The sequence below is a fragment of the Streptomyces pluripotens genome, assembly GCF_000802245.2.
Classification (GTDB): Bacteria; Actinomycetota; Actinomycetes; order Streptomycetales; family Streptomycetaceae; genus Streptomyces; species Streptomyces pluripotens.
On record NZ_CP021080.1, the window covers coordinates 4487157 to 4504221 of the forward strand.

Annotated in this window: 15 protein-coding genes; 11 read left to right on the forward strand and 4 right to left on the reverse strand. The window is 71.5% G+C overall.

Features of this window, described 5'->3' with window-relative positions; translation table 11 throughout:
* Nucleotides 1-220: 220 nt before the first annotated feature.
* Nucleotides 221-1399: an ADP-forming succinate--CoA ligase subunit beta gene (gene sucC, locus LK06_RS20330; protein WP_039652823.1), complete on the forward strand. Its 1179-nt coding sequence runs from the start codon at nt 221-223 to the stop codon at nt 1397-1399.
* A gap of 27 nt (nt 1400-1426) precedes the next feature.
* On the forward strand, nt 1427-2311 hold the full coding sequence (sucD, locus tag LK06_RS20335; protein ID WP_039652825.1) for a succinate--CoA ligase subunit alpha: 885 nt from the start codon (nt 1427-1429) through the stop codon (nt 2309-2311).
* A 175-nt stretch (nt 2312-2486) separates the two neighbouring features.
* Here sucD and LK06_RS20340 read toward each other — a convergent pair whose 3' ends face one another.
* Nucleotides 2487-3653: a helix-turn-helix domain-containing protein gene (locus LK06_RS20340; RefSeq protein ID WP_324618358.1), complete on the reverse strand. Its 1167-nt coding sequence runs from the start codon at nt 3651-3653 to the stop codon at nt 2487-2489.
* A gap of 96 nt (nt 3654-3749) precedes the next feature.
* Between LK06_RS20340 and LK06_RS20345 the strand changes: the two genes are divergently transcribed.
* Nucleotides 3750-5648, forward strand: a complete 1899-nt coding sequence (locus LK06_RS20345; RefSeq protein ID WP_063891040.1) for a cell division protein PerM — start codon at nt 3750-3752, stop codon at nt 5646-5648.
* Between the two features lie 195 nt (nt 5649-5843).
* Here the strand turns inward: LK06_RS20345 and LK06_RS20350 are convergent, their stop codons facing one another.
* Nucleotides 5844-6677, reverse strand: coding sequence for a hypothetical protein (locus LK06_RS20350; protein ID WP_039652829.1), 834 nt, complete (start codon nt 6675-6677; stop codon nt 5844-5846).
* A gap of 273 nt (nt 6678-6950) precedes the next feature.
* Between LK06_RS20350 and purN the strand changes: the two genes are divergently transcribed.
* The 4 genes from purN to LK06_RS20370 all read left to right on the forward strand — a co-directional run bounded on the left by purN (nt 6951) and on the right by LK06_RS20370 (nt 10135).
* Nucleotides 6951-7589: a phosphoribosylglycinamide formyltransferase gene (gene purN / locus LK06_RS20355; protein WP_039652832.1), complete on the forward strand. Its 639-nt coding sequence runs from the start codon at nt 6951-6953 to the stop codon at nt 7587-7589.
* Nucleotides 7586-9148, forward strand: a complete 1563-nt coding sequence (gene purH, locus LK06_RS20360) for a bifunctional phosphoribosylaminoimidazolecarboxamide formyltransferase/IMP cyclohydrolase (protein ID WP_043406163.1) — start codon at nt 7586-7588, stop codon at nt 9146-9148. Before purN ends, purH begins: the two co-directional genes overlap by 4 nt.
* Nucleotides 9149-9264: 116 nt before the next feature.
* The gene (locus LK06_RS20365; RefSeq protein ID WP_039652835.1) at nt 9265-9474 is read left to right on the forward strand and encodes a hypothetical protein; all 210 of its coding nucleotides are present in this window, start codon (nt 9265-9267) and stop codon (nt 9472-9474) included.
* 346 nt (nt 9475-9820) lie between these two features.
* Nucleotides 9821-10135, forward strand: a complete 315-nt coding sequence (locus tag LK06_RS20370) for a hypothetical protein (RefSeq protein WP_159025117.1) — start codon at nt 9821-9823, stop codon at nt 10133-10135.
* Nucleotides 10136-10407: 272 nt separating this feature from the next.
* Here the strand turns inward: LK06_RS20370 and LK06_RS20375 are convergent, their stop codons facing one another.
* Nucleotides 10408-11085 carry a hypothetical protein gene (locus LK06_RS20375; RefSeq protein ID WP_043433838.1) on the reverse strand — a complete coding sequence of 226 codons (678 nt, stop codon included), beginning with the start codon at nt 11083-11085 and terminating at the stop codon, nt 10408-10410.
* 280 nt (nt 11086-11365) lie between these two features.
* Between LK06_RS20375 and LK06_RS20380 the strand changes: the two genes are divergently transcribed.
* The 4 genes from LK06_RS20380 (at nt 11366) to LK06_RS20395 (ending at nt 15532) form a co-directional block, all read left to right on the forward strand.
* The gene (locus LK06_RS20380) at nt 11366-12220 is read left to right on the forward strand and encodes a bifunctional methylenetetrahydrofolate dehydrogenase/methenyltetrahydrofolate cyclohydrolase (protein WP_039652840.1); all 855 of its coding nucleotides are present in this window, start codon (nt 11366-11368) and stop codon (nt 12218-12220) included.
* The gene (locus LK06_RS20385) at nt 12210-12695 is read left to right on the forward strand and encodes a DUF3017 domain-containing protein (RefSeq protein ID WP_043406157.1); all 486 of its coding nucleotides are present in this window, start codon (nt 12210-12212) and stop codon (nt 12693-12695) included. Before LK06_RS20380 ends, LK06_RS20385 begins: the two co-directional genes overlap by 11 nt.
* 294 nt (nt 12696-12989) lie before the next feature.
* Entirely contained in the window at nt 12990-14258 is a 1269-nt protein-coding gene (locus LK06_RS20390; RefSeq protein WP_039652843.1) for a helix-turn-helix domain-containing protein, read from the forward strand.
* A 284-nt stretch (nt 14259-14542) separates the two neighbouring features.
* A complete protein-coding gene (locus LK06_RS20395; RefSeq protein WP_039652846.1) occupies nt 14543-15532 on the forward strand; it encodes a malate dehydrogenase in 990 nt (329 codons plus the stop codon).
* An 88-nt stretch (nt 15533-15620) separates the two neighbouring features.
* Here the strand turns inward: LK06_RS20395 and LK06_RS20400 are convergent, their stop codons facing one another.
* Nucleotides 15621-17027, reverse strand: coding sequence for an MFS transporter (locus LK06_RS20400; protein WP_039652847.1), 1407 nt, complete (start codon nt 17025-17027; stop codon nt 15621-15623).
* Nucleotides 17028-17065: the final 38 nt, after the last annotated feature.

A 17065-nucleotide genomic window follows, 5' to 3' on the forward strand; every position in this document is an offset into this window, starting at 1 on the left:
GCCGTGCCAGCAGACCCGGCATCATGTGACAGGTATCACCGCTCGCGTGTGACCCGCGATTTAGAGGCCCCCCGCAAGCAGCGATAACCTGCGAGGCGGACATGCCGCGCGCTCGGACACCGTGTGCGCTTCCCCTGTGACAGAGCGGACGTCACGTTGCCCTTCGCGGCACGCCCACGCATCCAACGAACCGCGAGATCACTGATAGGGACGGAAGCGCGTGGACCTGTTCGAGTACCAGGCGAGGGACCTCTTCGCCAAGCACGATGTACCGGTGCTGGCCGGTGAAGTCATCGACACGCCTGAGGCGGCGCGCGAGATCACCGAGCGTCTCGGCGGCAAGTCCGTCGTCAAGGCGCAGGTGAAGGTCGGTGGTCGTGGTAAGGCCGGCGGCGTCAAGCTGGCCGCCTCCGCGGACGAGGCAGTCGCCCGGGCGACGGACATCCTCGGCATGGACATCAAGGGCCACACGGTCCACAAGGTCATGATTGCCGAGACCGCTCCGGAGATCGTCGAGGAGTACTACGTCTCCTTCCTCCTCGACCGTGCCAACCGCACCTTCCTCTCCATCGCCTCCGTTGAGGGCGGCGTGGAGATCGAGGAGGTCGCGGCCACCCGCCCGGAGGCCGTTGCCAAGACCCCGATCGACCCGATCGACGGTGTGGACGAGGCGAAGGCCCGCGAGATCGTCGAGGCCGCCAAGTTCCCGGCCGAGGTCGCGGACAAGATCGTCAACGTTCTGGTCAGGCTGTGGGACACCTTCATCAAGGAGGACGCCCTCCTGGTCGAGGTCAACCCGCTGGCCAAGGTCGCCTCCGGTGACGTCATCGCCCTCGACGGCAAGGTGTCCCTGGACGACAACGCCGAATTCCGTCACCCGGACTTCGAGGAGCTTCACGACAAGGCCGCTGCCAACCCGCTGGAGGCGGCTGCCAAGGAGAAGAACCTCAACTACGTCAAGCTCGACGGCCAGGTCGGCATCATCGGCAACGGCGCCGGCCTCGTCATGAGCACCCTGGACGTCGTCGCGTACGCCGGTGAGAAGCACGGTGGCGTCAAGCCCGCCAACTTCCTGGACATCGGTGGTGGCGCCTCCGCCCAGGTGATGGCGAACGGCCTGGAGATCATCCTGGGCGACCCGGACGTCAAGTCCGTCTTCGTGAACGTCTTCGGTGGCATCACCGCCTGTGACGAGGTCGCCAACGGCATCGTGCAGGCCCTGAAGCTGCTGGAGGACCGCGGCGAGGAAGTCACCAAGCCGCTCGTCGTCCGTCTCGACGGCAACAACGCCGAGCTGGGCCGCAAGATCCTCACCGACGCCAACCACCCGCTGGTGCAGCGCGTCGACACCATGGACGGCGCGGCCGACAAGGCCGCCGAGCTGGCCGCCGCCAAGTAAGTACGAGGACGAGGACACCGACACACCATGGCTATCTGGCTCAACAAGGACAGCAAGGTCATCGTCCAGGGCATGACCGGTTCCACCGGCATGAAGCACACCAAGCTCATGCTCGGTGACGGCACCCACGTCGTGGGCGGCGTGAACCCGCGCAAGGCGGGCACCACCGTGGACTTCGACGGCACCGAGGTACCCGTCTTCGGCACCGTCAAGGAGGCCGTCGACAAGACCGGTGCCGACGTCTCCGTCATCTTCGTGCCGGAGAAGTTCACCAAGGACGCGGTCGTCGAGGCCATCGACGCCGAGATCCCGCTGGCCGTCGTGATCACCGAGGGCATCGCCGTGCACGACACGGCGGCCTTCTGGGCGTACGCCGGCAAGAAGGGCAACAAGACCCGCATCATCGGTCCGAACTGCCCCGGCATCATCACCCCGGGTCAGTCGAACGTCGGCATCATCCCGGGCGACATCACCAAGCCGGGCCGCATCGGCCTGGTGTCGAAGTCCGGCACGCTGACGTACCAGATGATGTACGAGCTGCGGGACATCGGCTTCTCGACCGCCGTTGGCATCGGCGGTGACCCGATCATCGGCACCACGCACATCGACGCCCTCGCCGCGTTCCAGAACGACCCGGAGACCGACCTCATCGTGATGATCGGTGAGATCGGCGGCGACGCGGAGGAGCGTGCCGCGGCCTTCATCAAGGAGAACGTGACCAAGCCGGTGGTCGGCTACGTCGCGGGCTTCACCGCGCCCGAGGGCAAGACCATGGGCCACGCGGGCGCCATCGTCTCCGGCTCCTCCGGTACCGCACAGGCCAAGAAGGAAGCCCTGGAGGCCGCGGGCGTCAAGGTCGGCAAGACCCCCACCGAGACGGCGAAGCTCGCGCGCGAGATCCTGAGCGCCTGACGGCCTGACGGCCCGTGCGCCTGACGTTTCGGCGCCCGAGCGTCCCGGTTTCGACCGTGGGTGGGCCCGCTCCCCGGCTGGGGCGGGCCCACCGGCGTTTCACGCCTCGTGTGGTGATGGGGGCAGGGACGGCACCGCGCGGCGGGCACCAGCCACGGCGGGACCGCCGCAGTGCTCACCGTGCCTGCGGAACCAGACGCTCCGGGCCGTTCGCCGTCTCTGCGCGCAGCTTCGCGCGCAACGCCCGTTCTTCCTCGGAGAGGGGCCCCAGCGCCGCCGGCCGTGGAACCCCCCGTACTGCCTGTGCGGGCGCGACCGGTGCTTCGTAGTGCGTCGGTGCCGTCCGCAGGGTGAGCGTCGTGGCACCGATGATCGTCACCGTGAAGGTGATGGCGGCCCGCGTCCAGAACACGTTCCGGCGTTCGCCGACCGTCCGTACCGTCATCGGCTTGGCCGCGCGCAGACGCTCGGCCGAGGCCAGTTCGAGAAGGCGGCGATGGAGTTCGGCAGGATCGGCCAGTTCCGGAATCCGCGCGGCCAGCGCCTCGCGGGCGTGGGTCAGCCGGTTGGCGGCGGCCGGTGTGGTGGCCTCCGTCTCCGCCGCTGTCTCCGGCAGGTCGAGGCCCACGCCGTCGTAGAGGACGACCGTGCGTCGGTACGACGTCGGTAGCCTGAGCAGGGCGTTCAGTAGATCGCGGTCGGCCGGGTCCGCGGGTGGGGGCTCCGGGTGTCGGTAGCGGGGACGGAATCGATGCCACGGGGAGAGCGCACAGTCGTACGCCGTGGACCGTACCCATCCGCCGGGATCCCGGTCCCGGGCCACCTCCGGCCAGTGCTGCCAGGCGAGTTGGAAGGCCTGCTCCACGGCCTCGCGGGCCAGCTCCCGGCGTCCGGTGAGCAGGTAGGCCTGACGCACCAGCGCCGGGGCGCAGAACGCGTACAGGGCGTCGAAGGCCTGAGTGGGCTCCGGCGGCTCAAGCGCGTCCGGCACGTGCGGCCGGGACTCGGGTCCGGGGGCTCCTCCCCCGGAGCTCACCGTCCCAGAGGACGTCTGTGTGGCCGCGGCCCCGGTCTTCTCCGCCAGGTGAGACCCGGTCTTCTCCGTGGCGGCAGTCTTGGTCCCCTGAGCGCCCGTCGGTTCGGCAAGGCGGGTCAGCAGCCTGGTGTACGCCTCGCCCTCGCCGCCGTTCGGGGCACGGCGGCCGGACTCCCAGGCACGCACCGTGGCGCGGCTGACGCCGAGCCGTGCCGCAAGCTGAGTCTGCGTCAGCGAAACGGACTCGCGCAGGCGTCGGCGTTCCTTCGGCGGTGGCAGCGGGCTGGCAGTGGTCTGCGTCGTCACCGTTCGCCCTTCCATGCGGAAAAGAACATAAACGTATATTGAGCGACACATCGGTGGTTCGCCTGTTACGACGGGAAAGCGCGTGTCGTTGGGAGCATGGCCTCCGTGATCCGGATGACCGCTCGCCGACCGTTGTCGTCGCCTCTGCTCGCCCGGCTCCGCGACCGTTCGCCTGGGCTGGCCGCGAGCCTCCTCTCAGGTGCGGTCGCGGCCGGCCTCGGGCTCGGTTCGCTCGCCGTGCTCGTCCTGGGGATGTGGGTCAGCTCGCCCTACCCCGACAGCGGACCGGGCGGAGCACTGCACGTCGCCGCCGCACTGTGGCTGCTGGCGCACGGGGTGGAACTGGTCCGCACCGACACCCTCTCCGGCGCGCCCCTGCCGGTGGGGGTGACACCGCTGCTGCTGCTCGCGCTGCCCCTGTGGTTGCTGTACCGGGCGGCGCGGGACGCGTCGGACGTGTCCGCCGACCCCGATGGCCCCCCGCCGGTGCCGGTGCGCACGGCGTGGACGGGTGTGGTCCTCGGCTACCTCGGTGTCGGTGTCGCCACCGCGCTCTACTGCTCCGGCAGCGAACTGCGTCCTTCCTGGGGATGGGTGACGGCATGTCTGCCGCTGGTCGCGGTGGGTGCGGCGGGAGTGGGGGCATGGTCGGCGCACGGCCGTCCTCGTGCGCCTGTGCTGAGCGCGCTGGTGGTACTACCCGGGCCGGTACGGAGGCTGGTGCTGGGAGTGGATGCGCGGGCGCGGCTGGGTGCGGCCGTTCGGGCCGCCGGGGCGGCGACGGCGGTACTGTTCGGCGGTGGGGCCCTGCTGCTCGGCGTGTCGCTGGTGTGGCACGGAGGGGCCGTGCGGGCGTCCTTCCTCCAACTGACCGAGGGCTGGGCGGGACGCTTCGCCGTACTGCTGCTCGGCCTCGCGCTCATCCCCAACGCGGCGGTGTGGGCCGCCTCCTACGCCCTCGGACCCGGTTTCGCCCTGGGCACCGGGCACGTCGTGCACCCGCTCGCCTCCGACCCGGCCCCGATGCTTCCGCCGTTCCCGCTGTTGGCCGCGGTGCCGGACGCCGGCGCCGGGACAGTTCCGGACTGGGCGGCGGCACTGGTGCCTGTGGCGGCCGGGATCACCGCCGGCTGGTTCGTGGCGAGGGCGGCCGTGAACCGGGCGGAGCCCCGGGAGGCTTCGCGGGCCCCTTGGTCAGCCGGCCGCACCACCGGGGTGGTCCTACTGACCGCGACGGTCTGCGCGGCAGGCCTCGCGCTGCTCGCCGAGCTGGCGGGCGGCCCGCTGGGCGTGGCCGCACTGGCCCGCTTCGGGCCGGTGTGGTGGCAGACCGGGGGAGCGGCCGGGATCTGGACGGCGGTGCTCGGGATTCCGGTCGCACTGGGCGTACGGTCCTGGCGGCTGCGGGGGTACCGGGCCCGGCGCGGCGGGATCCCGGCGCCGGGAGCCGCGGCGGGCCACGCGGTGGGCACGGACTCCGCGACGACGCCAGGGAAGGGGGAGGGCACCTCGGAGTCGGAGTCGGAGTCGGAGGCGAAGCTGAAACTGAAGTCGAAGGTGAAGTGGAAGTTGCAGGTCAGGTCGGCCAAGTCGAAGGCCAGGGCGAACCCGAAGGCGGCGGCCGGGGTGAACGCCGGAGGTGCCGGCACAGCCGAGGAGACCGCCAGGCCAACCGAGCCGGCTGGGGCGAAGCCGGCCATGTCCGCCCGGGTCGGGACCGTGCGCGGCACGAGCGGTGCCGTCGAGGACGAGCTGTACGACTTCGTTCCCGCTGACGACCCGTTCACCCCGGACTGGCACGATGACCTCGCGCGCGCATCTCGCTGGGCGGCCCTGCGGGACGCCGCCGCCCCGCGCGACGGCACTGCCGGGCCCCAGGCCGGGCAGGGGTCGAGCACGGACGAGCTTCGTCCGGACCCCGCTGCCACCCGGGGTGCGCCCACCGAGTCCTGTCCCCGGCCCGACGAGACCTGGACGGACACGGCTGAACCCTGAGCGGGCCCCGCTGAACCCCGGGCGGGCCCCGCTGAGCCGTGGGCGGGCGCAGCTGCGCTGGGAAGGCCCCGGTGATCGGGCAGACTCCGTGAACGGGTCCGCACCCCGCTGGACCCCGACAGGCCTCACGGGCCCCGGAGCGCACCCTGCCGATCGGGACCTGAAACGGACACCCGCCGGACCCGCCGGACCCGGCTACCCGTTCTCTGCCCCCAGCACCCCGCGCAGCTCCTGCGGCAGCAGCTTCTCGCAGGACTGCTTGGCCTCGTGGGTGAGGGCGTCGTTGACGCAGGTGTAGTAGTCGCGGTAGACGAGCTGGACGGTGAAGGCCGAGGCCACCAGGACCAGTGCCAGGGACGCCGTGACCAGGCCGCCGATGGCCGCCGTGGCCTGAGGCCGGACGCCCCGGCCGTCTGTGGACGCCGGGGTGTCCGACCCCGGGACGCGCGGTTTGGCGCGCAGCGCGCTGATGCCCCAGTACAGGGCCAGCGCGCCCAGCAGCAGGGCCACGTACTGCCAGCCGAAGAGCACGAAGAAGACCGACCACATGCCCGACAGCAGGGCGTAGCGGGCCCGTCGTTGCGCCGGGTCCGTCGGGTCCCAGCGCATGCCGCCGGGGCCGCCGGGGCCGGTGGAGCCGCCGGGGCTCTGCGGACCACTGCCGGGCCGCTCGCCGAAGCCGCCGTCGGGGGAACCGCCGGGCTGACGGTCACTCCACCGGGAACCCGAGGGTGAACCACCTCCGGGGCCGGGAGCGCCTCCGGTGTTGCCGGTCTCAGAGCCGGAACCGGCACCGGCACTGGATGAGCCCTCGGGGTGGCGGGGTTGCCAGGGGCGGTCGGGGGTGCCCTCCGGCGGCGGAGCGAAGGGGTTGTCGTCCTGCTGCTCACCGCCCCGGCTGCCGCCGTCCTGTCCGCCTCGGGACGCCTCGGGCGGCGACGCCGGCCGCTCCCGCAGCAGCACGCCACGCTCGCCCCCCTGGGCTGGGCGCGGAGGGAACGTGAGGAGTCGCGGGCTGCGATCGGGCATCAAAAGAGCGTCTTCCCCTAGGTGAACCACGGCTGTCCGACGTGAGCTTCCACTCCGTGAACGCACTGCACCACGACCGCGTTCCCGAGCCGGCTCCTTGCGAACGCTACCTTCCGGCCACGCCCCCGTCCCGTGGGGGCCGGTCACAGTGCCGGTATCGTTGCTGACGGCCGGCCGCTTCGTAGACTTCCCCGTATCCCGGGGTGTGAAGCATTCGTGCGAACATACGAGCCGCTGGCTGGACACACCGCCACCCCGAGAAAGGGCCCCACCGTGGCCGCCACCTCCGCTGGCCCAGCGGTCAAGCGCCTCGTCGCGCTGGTCTCCGGATCCGGCACCAATCTGCAGGCGCTCCTGGACGAGATCGAGCGCACCGGAGCCGAGTCGTACGGCGCTCGGATCGTCGCCGTCGGGGCCGACCGTGAAGACATCGAGGGGCTCGCCCGCGCCGAGCGGGCCGGGCTGCCGGTCTTCGTGCGGAAGGTCAAGGACTTCGGCACCCGGGAGGAGTGGGACGCCGCCCTCGCCGACGCGGTGGCTGCGTACGAGCCCGACCTCGTGGTCTCCGCCGGTTTCATGAAGATCGTGGGGAAGGAATTCCTCGCGCGCTTCGGCGGGCGGTTCGTGAACACCCACCCGGCCCTCCTCCCCAGTTTTCCGGGGGCCCACGGGGTCCGTGACGCGCTCGCGTACGGCGCCAAGGTCACCGGCTGCACCGTCCACTTCGTCGACGACGGCGTCGACACCGGGCCGATCATCGCGCAGGGCGTGGTCGAGGTCCGGGACGAGGACGACGAGAGCGCGCTGCACGAGCGCATCAAGGAAGTCGAGCGAAGGCTGCTCGTCGAGGTCGTGGGGCGGCTCGCCCGCAACGGCTATCGCATCGAGGGACGAAAGGTAGTTATCCAGTGACCGCCGAGAGCAACAAGCGGGCCATCCATCGCGCGCTCGTCAGCGTCTACGACAAGACCGGGCTGGAGGAATTGGCCCGCGGGCTGCACGAGGCCGGTGTCGAGTTGGTCTCCACCGGCTCCACGGCCGGCCGGATCGCCGCCGCCGGTGTCCCCGTGACCAAGGTCGAGGAGCTGACCGGCTTCCCCGAGTGCCTGGACGGCCGGGTCAAGACCCTGCACCCCAAGGTCCACGCCGGCATCCTCGCCGACCTGCGTCTGGAGGACCACCGGCGCCAGCTCACCGAACTCGGTGTGGAGCCGTTCGACCTGGTCGTCGTTAACCTCTACCCGTTCCGGGAGACGGTCGCCTCCGGCGCCTCGCCGGACGAGTGCGTGGAGCAGATCGACATCGGCGGCCCGTCGATGGTCCGCGCCGCCGCCAAGAACCACCCTTCCGTCGCCGTGGTCACCAGCCCCGAGCGGTACGGGGACGTACTCGCCGCAGTGAAGGACGGCGGCTTCGACCTCGCCGCCCGCAAGCGCCTGGCGGCAGAGGCCTTCCGGCACACGGCCGAGTACGACACGGCCGTCGCCTCCTGGTTCGCCTCCGCCTACGCTCCCGCGGACGACTCCGCGTTCCCCGACTTCATCGGCACCACCCTGGAGCGGGACCGCACACTGCGCTACGGCGAGAACCCGCACCAGCCCGCCGCCCTCTACACCTCCGGCGAGGGGGGCCTCGCGGCGGCCGAACAACTGCACGGCAAGGAGATGTCGTACAACAACTACACGGACACGGACGCCGCCCGCCGTGCCGCGTACGACCACGACGAGCCCTGCGTCGCGATCATCAAGCACGCCAACCCCTGCGGCATCGCGATCGGCGCGGACGTCGCCGAGGCGCACCGCAAGGCGCACGCCTGCGACCCGCTCTCCGCCTTCGGCGGGGTCATCGCCGTGAACCGGCCGGTCAGCAAGGAGATGGCCGAGCAGGTTGCGGAGATCTTCACCGAGGTCATCGTGGCGCCCGGCTACGAGGACGGCGCGCTGGAGGCCCTGACCAAGAAGAAGAACATCCGCGTACTGCGCTGTCCCGAGGGCCCGGCCAACCCCGTCGAGGTCAAGCCGATCGACGGTGGTGCGCTGCTCCAGGCCACCGACCGGCTCCAGGCCGAGGGCGACGACCCGGCCAACTGGACACTGGCCGCCGGCGAGGCGCTCTCCCCCGACGAGCTGGCTCAGCTGGCCTTCGCCTGGAAGGCGTGCCGCGCGGTGAAGTCCAACGCGATCCTGCTCGCCAAGGACAGTGCCTCGGTCGGTGTCGGCATGGGCCAGGTCAACCGCGTCGACTCCTGCAAACTGGCTGTCGAGCGGGCCGGCGAGGAGCGCGCCCGGGGATCCTATGCGGCCTCCGACGCCTTCTTCCCCTTCCCCGACGGCCCTGAGATCCTCATCGGTGCCGGTGTCCGGGCGATCGTCCAGCCGGGCGGCTCGGTCCGTGACGAGCTCGCTGTGGAAGCGGCGAAGAAGGCGGGCGTGACCATGTACTTCACCGGTACGCGCCACTTCTTCCACTGAGCGGCCGCCGCCCTGCGGCGGTCCCGGAAGGGAAAATTCCGTAGCACCGTACGGACACGAGCCGTGCCGACAGCCTCCCCACCGGGGAGGCTGTCGGCATGTTGGCATGCGGATGCATGAACCCCCTGGACTTCCTGGCCCGGTTGGCCGAACTCGGCTTCCTCGGCGCCGCTGGTCTCGTTGTCGGCTTCTTCTGTCTGCTCGCCGTCCTGCTCGGCGCGCTCACTGGTCTGGGGCGCCTGGCCGGCCGACGGCGCATCAGCGCTGCACCGGGCGAGGAGCCCGCCACCCTTGCGTCCTTCCACTGGGAGACCGACGAGGGCTGACGCCCGACCCACGACGAGGGCAGGCTTCCCCACCCGGTCACCGTCGGCCGTCCGGAGGAACGGCCGGGTGCCTCGGCGGCGGTGGGGGCGGGAAACGCCTGGACGGGGCGCGGAGGTCTTGACGTTCTGGACGACACCGCACGGCAGTTCTCCCCCGGTGGCTCGATGCGCACGGCGGTGACCGGTGGGGGGGGCAGGAAACGCCTCCAGCACCAGCCGCCCGGTTCCTGACGCGGGGGCTGAACCGGTTGGGGTGCCAGGGGGCGTGGCCCACTCTCGGGCCGGCCCAGCGGGTGGGCCAGGCGGCCGGCGCGTACAGTGTCCAGCCGGTGGGAAAGGGGACAACATGCGTGGAGTGTGCGAGCGGCGCCCCGCTCTGCGGAAGCTGGTGCTCGCGGCCGTCGGTCTGGCCCTGCTCGGGCTCGTGACCTCGGCGGTGAGTGACGTGGTCGGCGCGGAGTTTCCGCAGCGGCCCGTGTGGGACCTCGGCAGCGCGGGGCCCTGGGTCGCCTCCTACGCACGCGCGGTCGCGGCCGGGTCCTGGATGGCGGCGAGGGCGTGCGTGGTGTTCGCCGGGCTGCTCCTCCTGCTGGAGTTCGTGTCGCGCGTCCTGGGCGTGGTGCGCGGGGGCGCGCGGCGGCGAGGGCGTCCCGTCGGCTGAGATCCGCAGGAGGCGCGGGCGGGCCCGGTCGGTCCCGGCCTGCTCCCCGTGGGTGGCCGTGGCGGCGATGACCGCGGGCGTCGCAGGGAGAGCGTCCCCGCTGGTTCCCCGAGGGGCCGGGTGGCGGCTCAGGGCTGGATGCCGGAGCGCGGAGGCGACGGTGAGTCACCTGTCCGGTTTGCCCGGTCTCTTCGAACGTCGAGGGCCGTGTCCCCCCGATCACGGGATGCGGACACGGCCCTCGGCGGGTGTGTGCCGTACGTCCTACGGGCTCAGTAGCGCGGGCGGCTGAACCATGCCGCGCCGGACGGGGAGATCATCGCCGCCGCCATCACGCCGCCGAAGCCGATCCACAGCAGGGCCCACACGAGTCCGGCGCTGGAGTTGGTGTTCGCCGCCCCGATGAGGATCAGGACGCCGAAGAGGGCGCCCAGGATGCCGTAGACCATCGTGGTGATGCGGATGCCCTGGCCGCCGGTGGAGAACTTCACGCCCAGCGTGATCGACAGCCCGGCAAGCCCGAGGAAGAGCAGGGCGAAGAAGAAGATGAGGCCGGCGCTGGCGTGTCCGATGTCGGACAGGCTGTTGTTGCCGAAGGTGTCCTCACCCGCGTTGGAGGCGTCGTTGAGCGTCGCGGCGCCGAAGATCGCGAAGACGCCGATGAGGACCTGTACGCCTGCCACGATGTAGAGCAGGACCCGCGCGGTGGTCGTCAGGCCGGGCATCGTCTGCGGCATCGCGTTCGTGGCGGGGTACCCCGGGTAGGCCTGCTGGGGGTAGCCCGGAGCCTGGGGATAGCCCGGAGCCTGGGGATAGCCCGGAGCCTGGGGGTAGCCCGGAGGCTGCGGCGGAACGCCGGGCTGTTGGGGGTAGCCGTAGCCGGGGGCGGGGGTGGCCGGCGGCTGCTGGGGTGGGGGGCCGTAGGGGTTGTTCTGGTCGCCAAAGCTCATGGCGCAGTTCCTCCGTTGCTCAAGTGCGGGGACGACGCGCAGCACGGTTCGGAGGAGATGTACAGATGCGGTCCGCCCCCCCGGCACTGCCCGCGGCACTGTGCTCTCATCGTTCTTTAACGGGCTCTTACTTGTCCAGCCGGAATCGTCAGGTGTTGTGCAAGTGCAACATCGCCGATCATCACGTATTACCACCCCGATCATGTGATAACAGGTGTGGCAGGAGCGTCCGGCCACCCCGGATTGGAATCCGGGCCGGGTCATCCGCGAGGATGGGGCCATGACCGCCCAGATTCTCGATGGCAAGGCCACCGCAGCCGCGATCAAGTCCGACCTGACCGCCCGCGTGGCGGCCCTGAAGGAGAGGGGCGTCACGCCCGGCCTCGGCACGATCCTGGTCGGGGACGACCCCGGCAGTCAGAAGTACGTCGCCGGCAAGCACCGTGACTGCGCGCAGGTCGGCATCGCCTCGATCCAGCGCGAGCTGCCGGCCACGGCCACCCAAGAGGAGATCGAGGCGGTCGTCCGGGAGCTGAACGAGGACCCGGCCTGCACCGGCTACATCGTCCAGTTGCCGCTGCCCAGGGGCATCGACGAGAACCGCATCCTGGAACTGATGGATCCGGCCAAGGACGCGGACGGGCTGCACCCGATGAACCTCGGTCGGCTGGTGCTGAACGAACCGGCGCCGCTGCCCTGCACCCCCAACGGTGTGCTGACTCTGCTGCGCCGCTACGGCGTCGAGATCAAGGGCGCCGAGGTCGTGGTCGTCGGTCGCGGTGTCACCATCGGGCGCCCGATGCCGTTGCTGCTCACCCGGCGCAGCGAGAACGCCACCGTGACCCAGTGTCACACCGGAACCCGCGACTTGTCCGCGCACCTCAAGCGGGCCGACATCATCATCGCGGCGGCTGGCTCCCCGCATCTGATCCGCGCCGAGGACGTCAAGCCGGGCGCAGCGGTGCTGGACATCGGCGTCTCGCGCAACGCCGAGGGCAAGATCGTCGGAGACGTCCATCCGGACGTGGCCGGGGTGGCCGGCTGGATCTCCCCGAACCCCGGCGGCGTCGGCCCGATGACCCGGGCGCAGCTGCTGGTCAACGTGGTCGAGGCGGCGGAGCGCAGTGTCGGCTGAGGGCACCCGTGGGCACGCGGGATCAGAACCGGTACCGGCGGTGCGCGACGCGGCGACCGTCCCCGCCCCGGAGGGGCGCCCGCGGCGGACCACTCGCCGTTTCCCGCTGTTGACGAAGGACACCGCGCGTCCCGAGGGGGGCGGCCGGGCCGCGCCCGGTGACGCCCCGGCGCCCGCACGGCAGTGGCCCGTGCTCGTCGTGCTGTCGGCAGTCGCGCTCGGCCTGCTGCTGACCGCGCTCGACGCGTTCCGCTACGGCAGCCTGTTGATCGGGGCCGCCCTGCTGACCGGCGCGGCCATGCGCTGGATACTGCCGAGCGTCGGCATGCTCGCCGTTCGTTCCCGCTTCACGGACATCGTCACCTACGGCATCCTTGGCCTGGCGATCGTCCTGCTGGCTTTGATGGCCCAGCCCAAACCTTGGTTGCAGATCCCGTTCCTGAAGGACACCCTGCACTTCACGGTCACCAAGTAACGGCGCCCGTTGGACCGGTGGCCCGCACCTCGCCCGGATGGTGCGGGCCACCGGTCTTTCACCGGGATTCCGCAGGCTGTTCACCGTCCGGACTTCCTTGCCATGAACAAGGCGTTCAGCGCCTGTCCCCGTGCTGTGGCCCGGAGGTGACGGTTCCGCTCCGGTGCCGGCCTGCCGACGCAGGTGGCACCGTGGTGCCGGTACACGGGGCACGCAGGTGTCCATGCGCTCCCACTCCGGGAACTGGGATCCTTGGGCAAGAGCCACCGACTGGGGGGGAAGAGGGGGAGGACGATGCCTCGCTGGAAAGCCTTGCCGGAGGATCTGGATCCGCAGATCAGGGAGTTCACCAGCCAGCTGCGCCGGCTCGTGGACCGTAGCGGCTTGAGCATCGCGGCGCTGGCCGACCGCACGGGCTACGGCAGGACGTCCTGGGAGCGCTACCTCGGTGGTCGGCTCCTCGCACCCAAGGGGGCGGTCGTGGCGCTCGCCGAGGTCACCGGCACCAACCCGGTCCATCTGGTCACTCTGTGGGAGTTGGCCGAACGTGCCTGGAGCCGGGCGGAGATGCGGCACGACAGCACCATGGAGGCGATCCGGATCTCCCAGGCGCGGGCCGCACTGGGGGAGTTGGGGGAACTGGGGGAGGCGGGCGATTCGGGGGAACCGGGCCGGGAGACAAGCGACTCGGCCGACCGCGGGAGCGGCGACACCGCCGCGCCTCCGGGGTCCGCCGGACCCGCGGACGCCGTTCCGGCGGTCTTCGCCCAGCCGACGCTTCCCGCCCAGCCGACGGTTCCCGATGCCAGTGTCGATGCCCATGCCGGTGCCCGGGAGGGGGCGGGACACGGACCGGCTCATGGCACCGGTGGCCAAGACGTGTCCGGGCCGGCGACCGCCCCCGCGGATGGTGCAGCGTCCGACGGCAACTCGTGGGGGCTGGCCGGCTACCAGGGCCCGTCCCGGGCGGGCGCCCACCCCGGGCGGCGTCCGGACGGGCCGGGCACCTCCGGCCCCCACCCGGCAGAGCCGGCGGAGTCGCGTCCGGGACCGGCGGCCGACCGGGCCGTGGACCGGCACCGGTTGGCTGCGTTCCTGGCGGGACTCGTCGGCGTGCTCGTCCTCATCGGCGCCGTCTTCTACTTCACCGGCCAGGGAGGCGGCGGCAAGGAGGGACACCCCGCCACGTCGCCCTCCCCGGTCACCAGTACGCACGTGAGCCTGCCCGCCGGGGTCAAGTGTGCCGGCCCGGCCTGCAACGGTAAGGACGCCGAGGTCATGCACTGCAGTGGTGACCTGGTGACCACCGCCAAGAGCACCACCGTCGGCGCCATCACCCTGGAGGTCCGCTACAGCAAGACCTGTGGTGCGGCTTGGGGCCGCATCACCGGTGCGGCACCGGGCGACCGCGTGCAGGTCTCAGCGGGCGGGGAGCGGCAGACGGCGGACGCTACGGCTGCTGGGGACACCATCGCCTACACCCCGATGGTCGCCGTGCGGGACGCGACGGAGGCCAGGGCGTGCGTGACCCTGGCATCCGGGCCGACGGGATGCACGAGATAACGGACCCGACGGGGGCACGAGGTGACGGGCGGTCGGGAGGGGGGACGACCCGCGGACGGGGAGGGGACATGACGGGCGGACAGGGTGTGCGGTGACGACCAGGCTGGGCGACCTGCTCCCCCCGGTGCCCTGCGTTGACCCCTGTGGGGTGAGCCACAGGGCCCGGGACGTCTCGCATGCCGGATGCGCGATAGCCTGACCGCTGGATCTCTCTTGACGCCAAGAGATCGATCATCCGCCCGGGGCAGGGACGCCCCACCGCCAGCTGTCATACGGAGAACGCCATGACCCGCACTCCCGTGAACGTCACCGTCACCGGCGCGGCCGGCCAGATCGGTTACGCCCTGCTCTTCCGCATCGCCTCCGGCCAGCTGCTCGGCGCGGACGTGCCGGTCAAGCTGCGCCTGCTGGAGATCACCCCGGCACTCAAGGCCGCCGAGGGCACGGCCATGGAGCTGGACGACTGCGCCTTCCCGCTGCTGCAGGGCATCGACATCTCGGACGACCCGAACGTCGCCTTCGACGGCGCCAACGTGGCCCTCCTCGTAGGCGCCCGTCCGCGCACCAAGGGCATGGAGCGCGGCGACCTGCTGGAGGCCAACGGCGGCATCTTCAAGCCGCAGGGCAAGGCCATCAACGACCACGCCGCGGACGACATCAAGGTGCTCGTGGTCGGCAACCCGGCCAACACCAACGCGCTCATCGCGCAGGCCGCTGCGCCGGACGTCCCGGCCGAGCGCTTCACCGCGATGACCCGTCTGGACCACAACCGCGCGCTGACCCAGCTCGCGAAGAAGACGGGCACCCCGGTCGCCGACATCACGCGCCTGACCATCTGGGGCAACCACTCCGCCACCCAGTACCCGGACATCTTCCACGCCACCGTCGCCGGCAAGAACGCCGCCGAGACCGTCAACGACGAGAAGTGGCTGGCCGAGGACTTCATCCCGACTGTCGCCAAGCGTGGTGCGGCCATCATCGAGGCGCGTGGCGCCTCGTCGGCCGCCTCCGCCGCCAACGCCGCCATCGACCACGTCCACACCTGGGTCAACGGCACCGCCCAGGGCGACTGGACCTCCATGGGTATTCCGTCAGACGGTTCCTACGGCGTTCCGGAGGGCCTGATCTCCTCTTTCCCGGTCACCTGCAAGGACGGCGCGTACGAGATCGTCCAGGGCCTGGAGATCAACGAGTTCTCCCGCGCCCGCATCGACGCCTCCGTCAAGGAGCTGGCGGACGAGCGCGAGGCGGTCCGCGCCCTGGGCCTCATCTGAGCTGGCCTCCCCGTCGTATCCGGCGCGGGCCCGGTTCCGGTTTTCTCCGGCAACCGGGCCCGCGCTCGTTCGTGCCGCCCCGCGTCGGTCAGGGGCGGCTGGAGGGGGTCAGGTCGCGTTCCCGGCCCGCAGCGACCGTGCGTGATGATCCGGAGCCGGCCCCGTACCCCGTCACCACCAGGACCGTCGCGGCCAGTACCACCAGGGCGACGGTGCGCAGGGCCGGGCCCATGCCATGGGCGAGGTCGGCGTGCGAGGACAGGACGGTGCCGGTGACCGCGACGCCCAGTGCGGCGCCGGTCTCCCTGGCGGTGGTGCCCAGGCCGGATCCGAGGCCCGTCTGGTGGGCGGGGAGCGAGGTGACCACACCGAGGGTCAGGGCCGGCATGGACAGCCCGGTGCCGGCCGAGATCAGCAGCAGCCAGCCGGCGTACGCCCAGTAGGGGGTGCTCGCGTCGATGCCGGACGCGCCCAGCAGGCCGAGGCCGATCAGGCTCAGACCGGTGCCGACGATTGCGCGGGGACGGTCCGCCCAGCGGGCGGCCAGCTTCTGCGCGACCGCCATCCCGACGGGCAGCGGCAGGATCGCCACACCGGTGACGGCCGCGCCGAAACCCTTGATGTCCTGCAGGTATTGCGAGTTGAGGAAGAAGAGGGAGAACAGGCCGAAGAAACCGGTGGCCGTGCCGAGGGAGGCCGCCCGCAGCCGCGCGGAGGCGAAGACCCGGGGGTCGAACAACGGGGCCGCCGCGCGCAGGGCGTGCCGGACGAAGCCGCTGATCAGCAGGGCACCGGCGGCGAAGGCGCCGAGGATGCGCGCGGACGTCCAGCCGTAGACCGGACCCTCGATGATGCCGAACAGGCCCGCGGCCAGACCCGCGGTGAGCAGCAGGGCGCCGAGCGGGTCGGGGTTGCTCCGCGCCGAGCGCGCCGTACGCGGGGTGGTGACCGCGACGGCGACGGCGAGGACGGCGGCGAGCGGGACCATCACCGCGAACAGTGCGCGCCAGGTGAGGAACTGGCCGGCCAGTCCGCCACCCAGGTTGCCCGCCGCGCCACCCAGACCGATCGCCAGGGTCCAGGCGGCCATCGAGCGGGCTCGGTGCCCGGGTGCGGACAACTGCATCAGGATCGACAGGGTCGCCGGGGTGATCAGGGCGGCTCCGGCGCCGGACAGGCCCCGGCCCGTGATCAGTACGGCGGGAACGGGGGCGAGTGCGCTGGCGGCGGCACCGGCGGCGAACAGGCCCAATCCGACCAGCAGGGCGCCCTTGCGGCCGTACCGGTCGCCTAGCGCGCCGGCCGGGACGAGGAGCCCCGCGAAGACGATGACGTAGGCGTCGACCGTCCACAGGATCTCGGTGTGCGAGGGGTGCAGGGCGGACGAACTCAGTTGTGGGATCAGTAGGTTGATGGCGGCGACCATGCTCTGGGCGACCAGGACGCAGGCGCACAGCGTGAGCAGGACGGGGCGTTTGAGAGCGTGCGCGGGCACGGCTCCTCCCGGGAGCTTGGCGGTTGGGGTGGGATGTG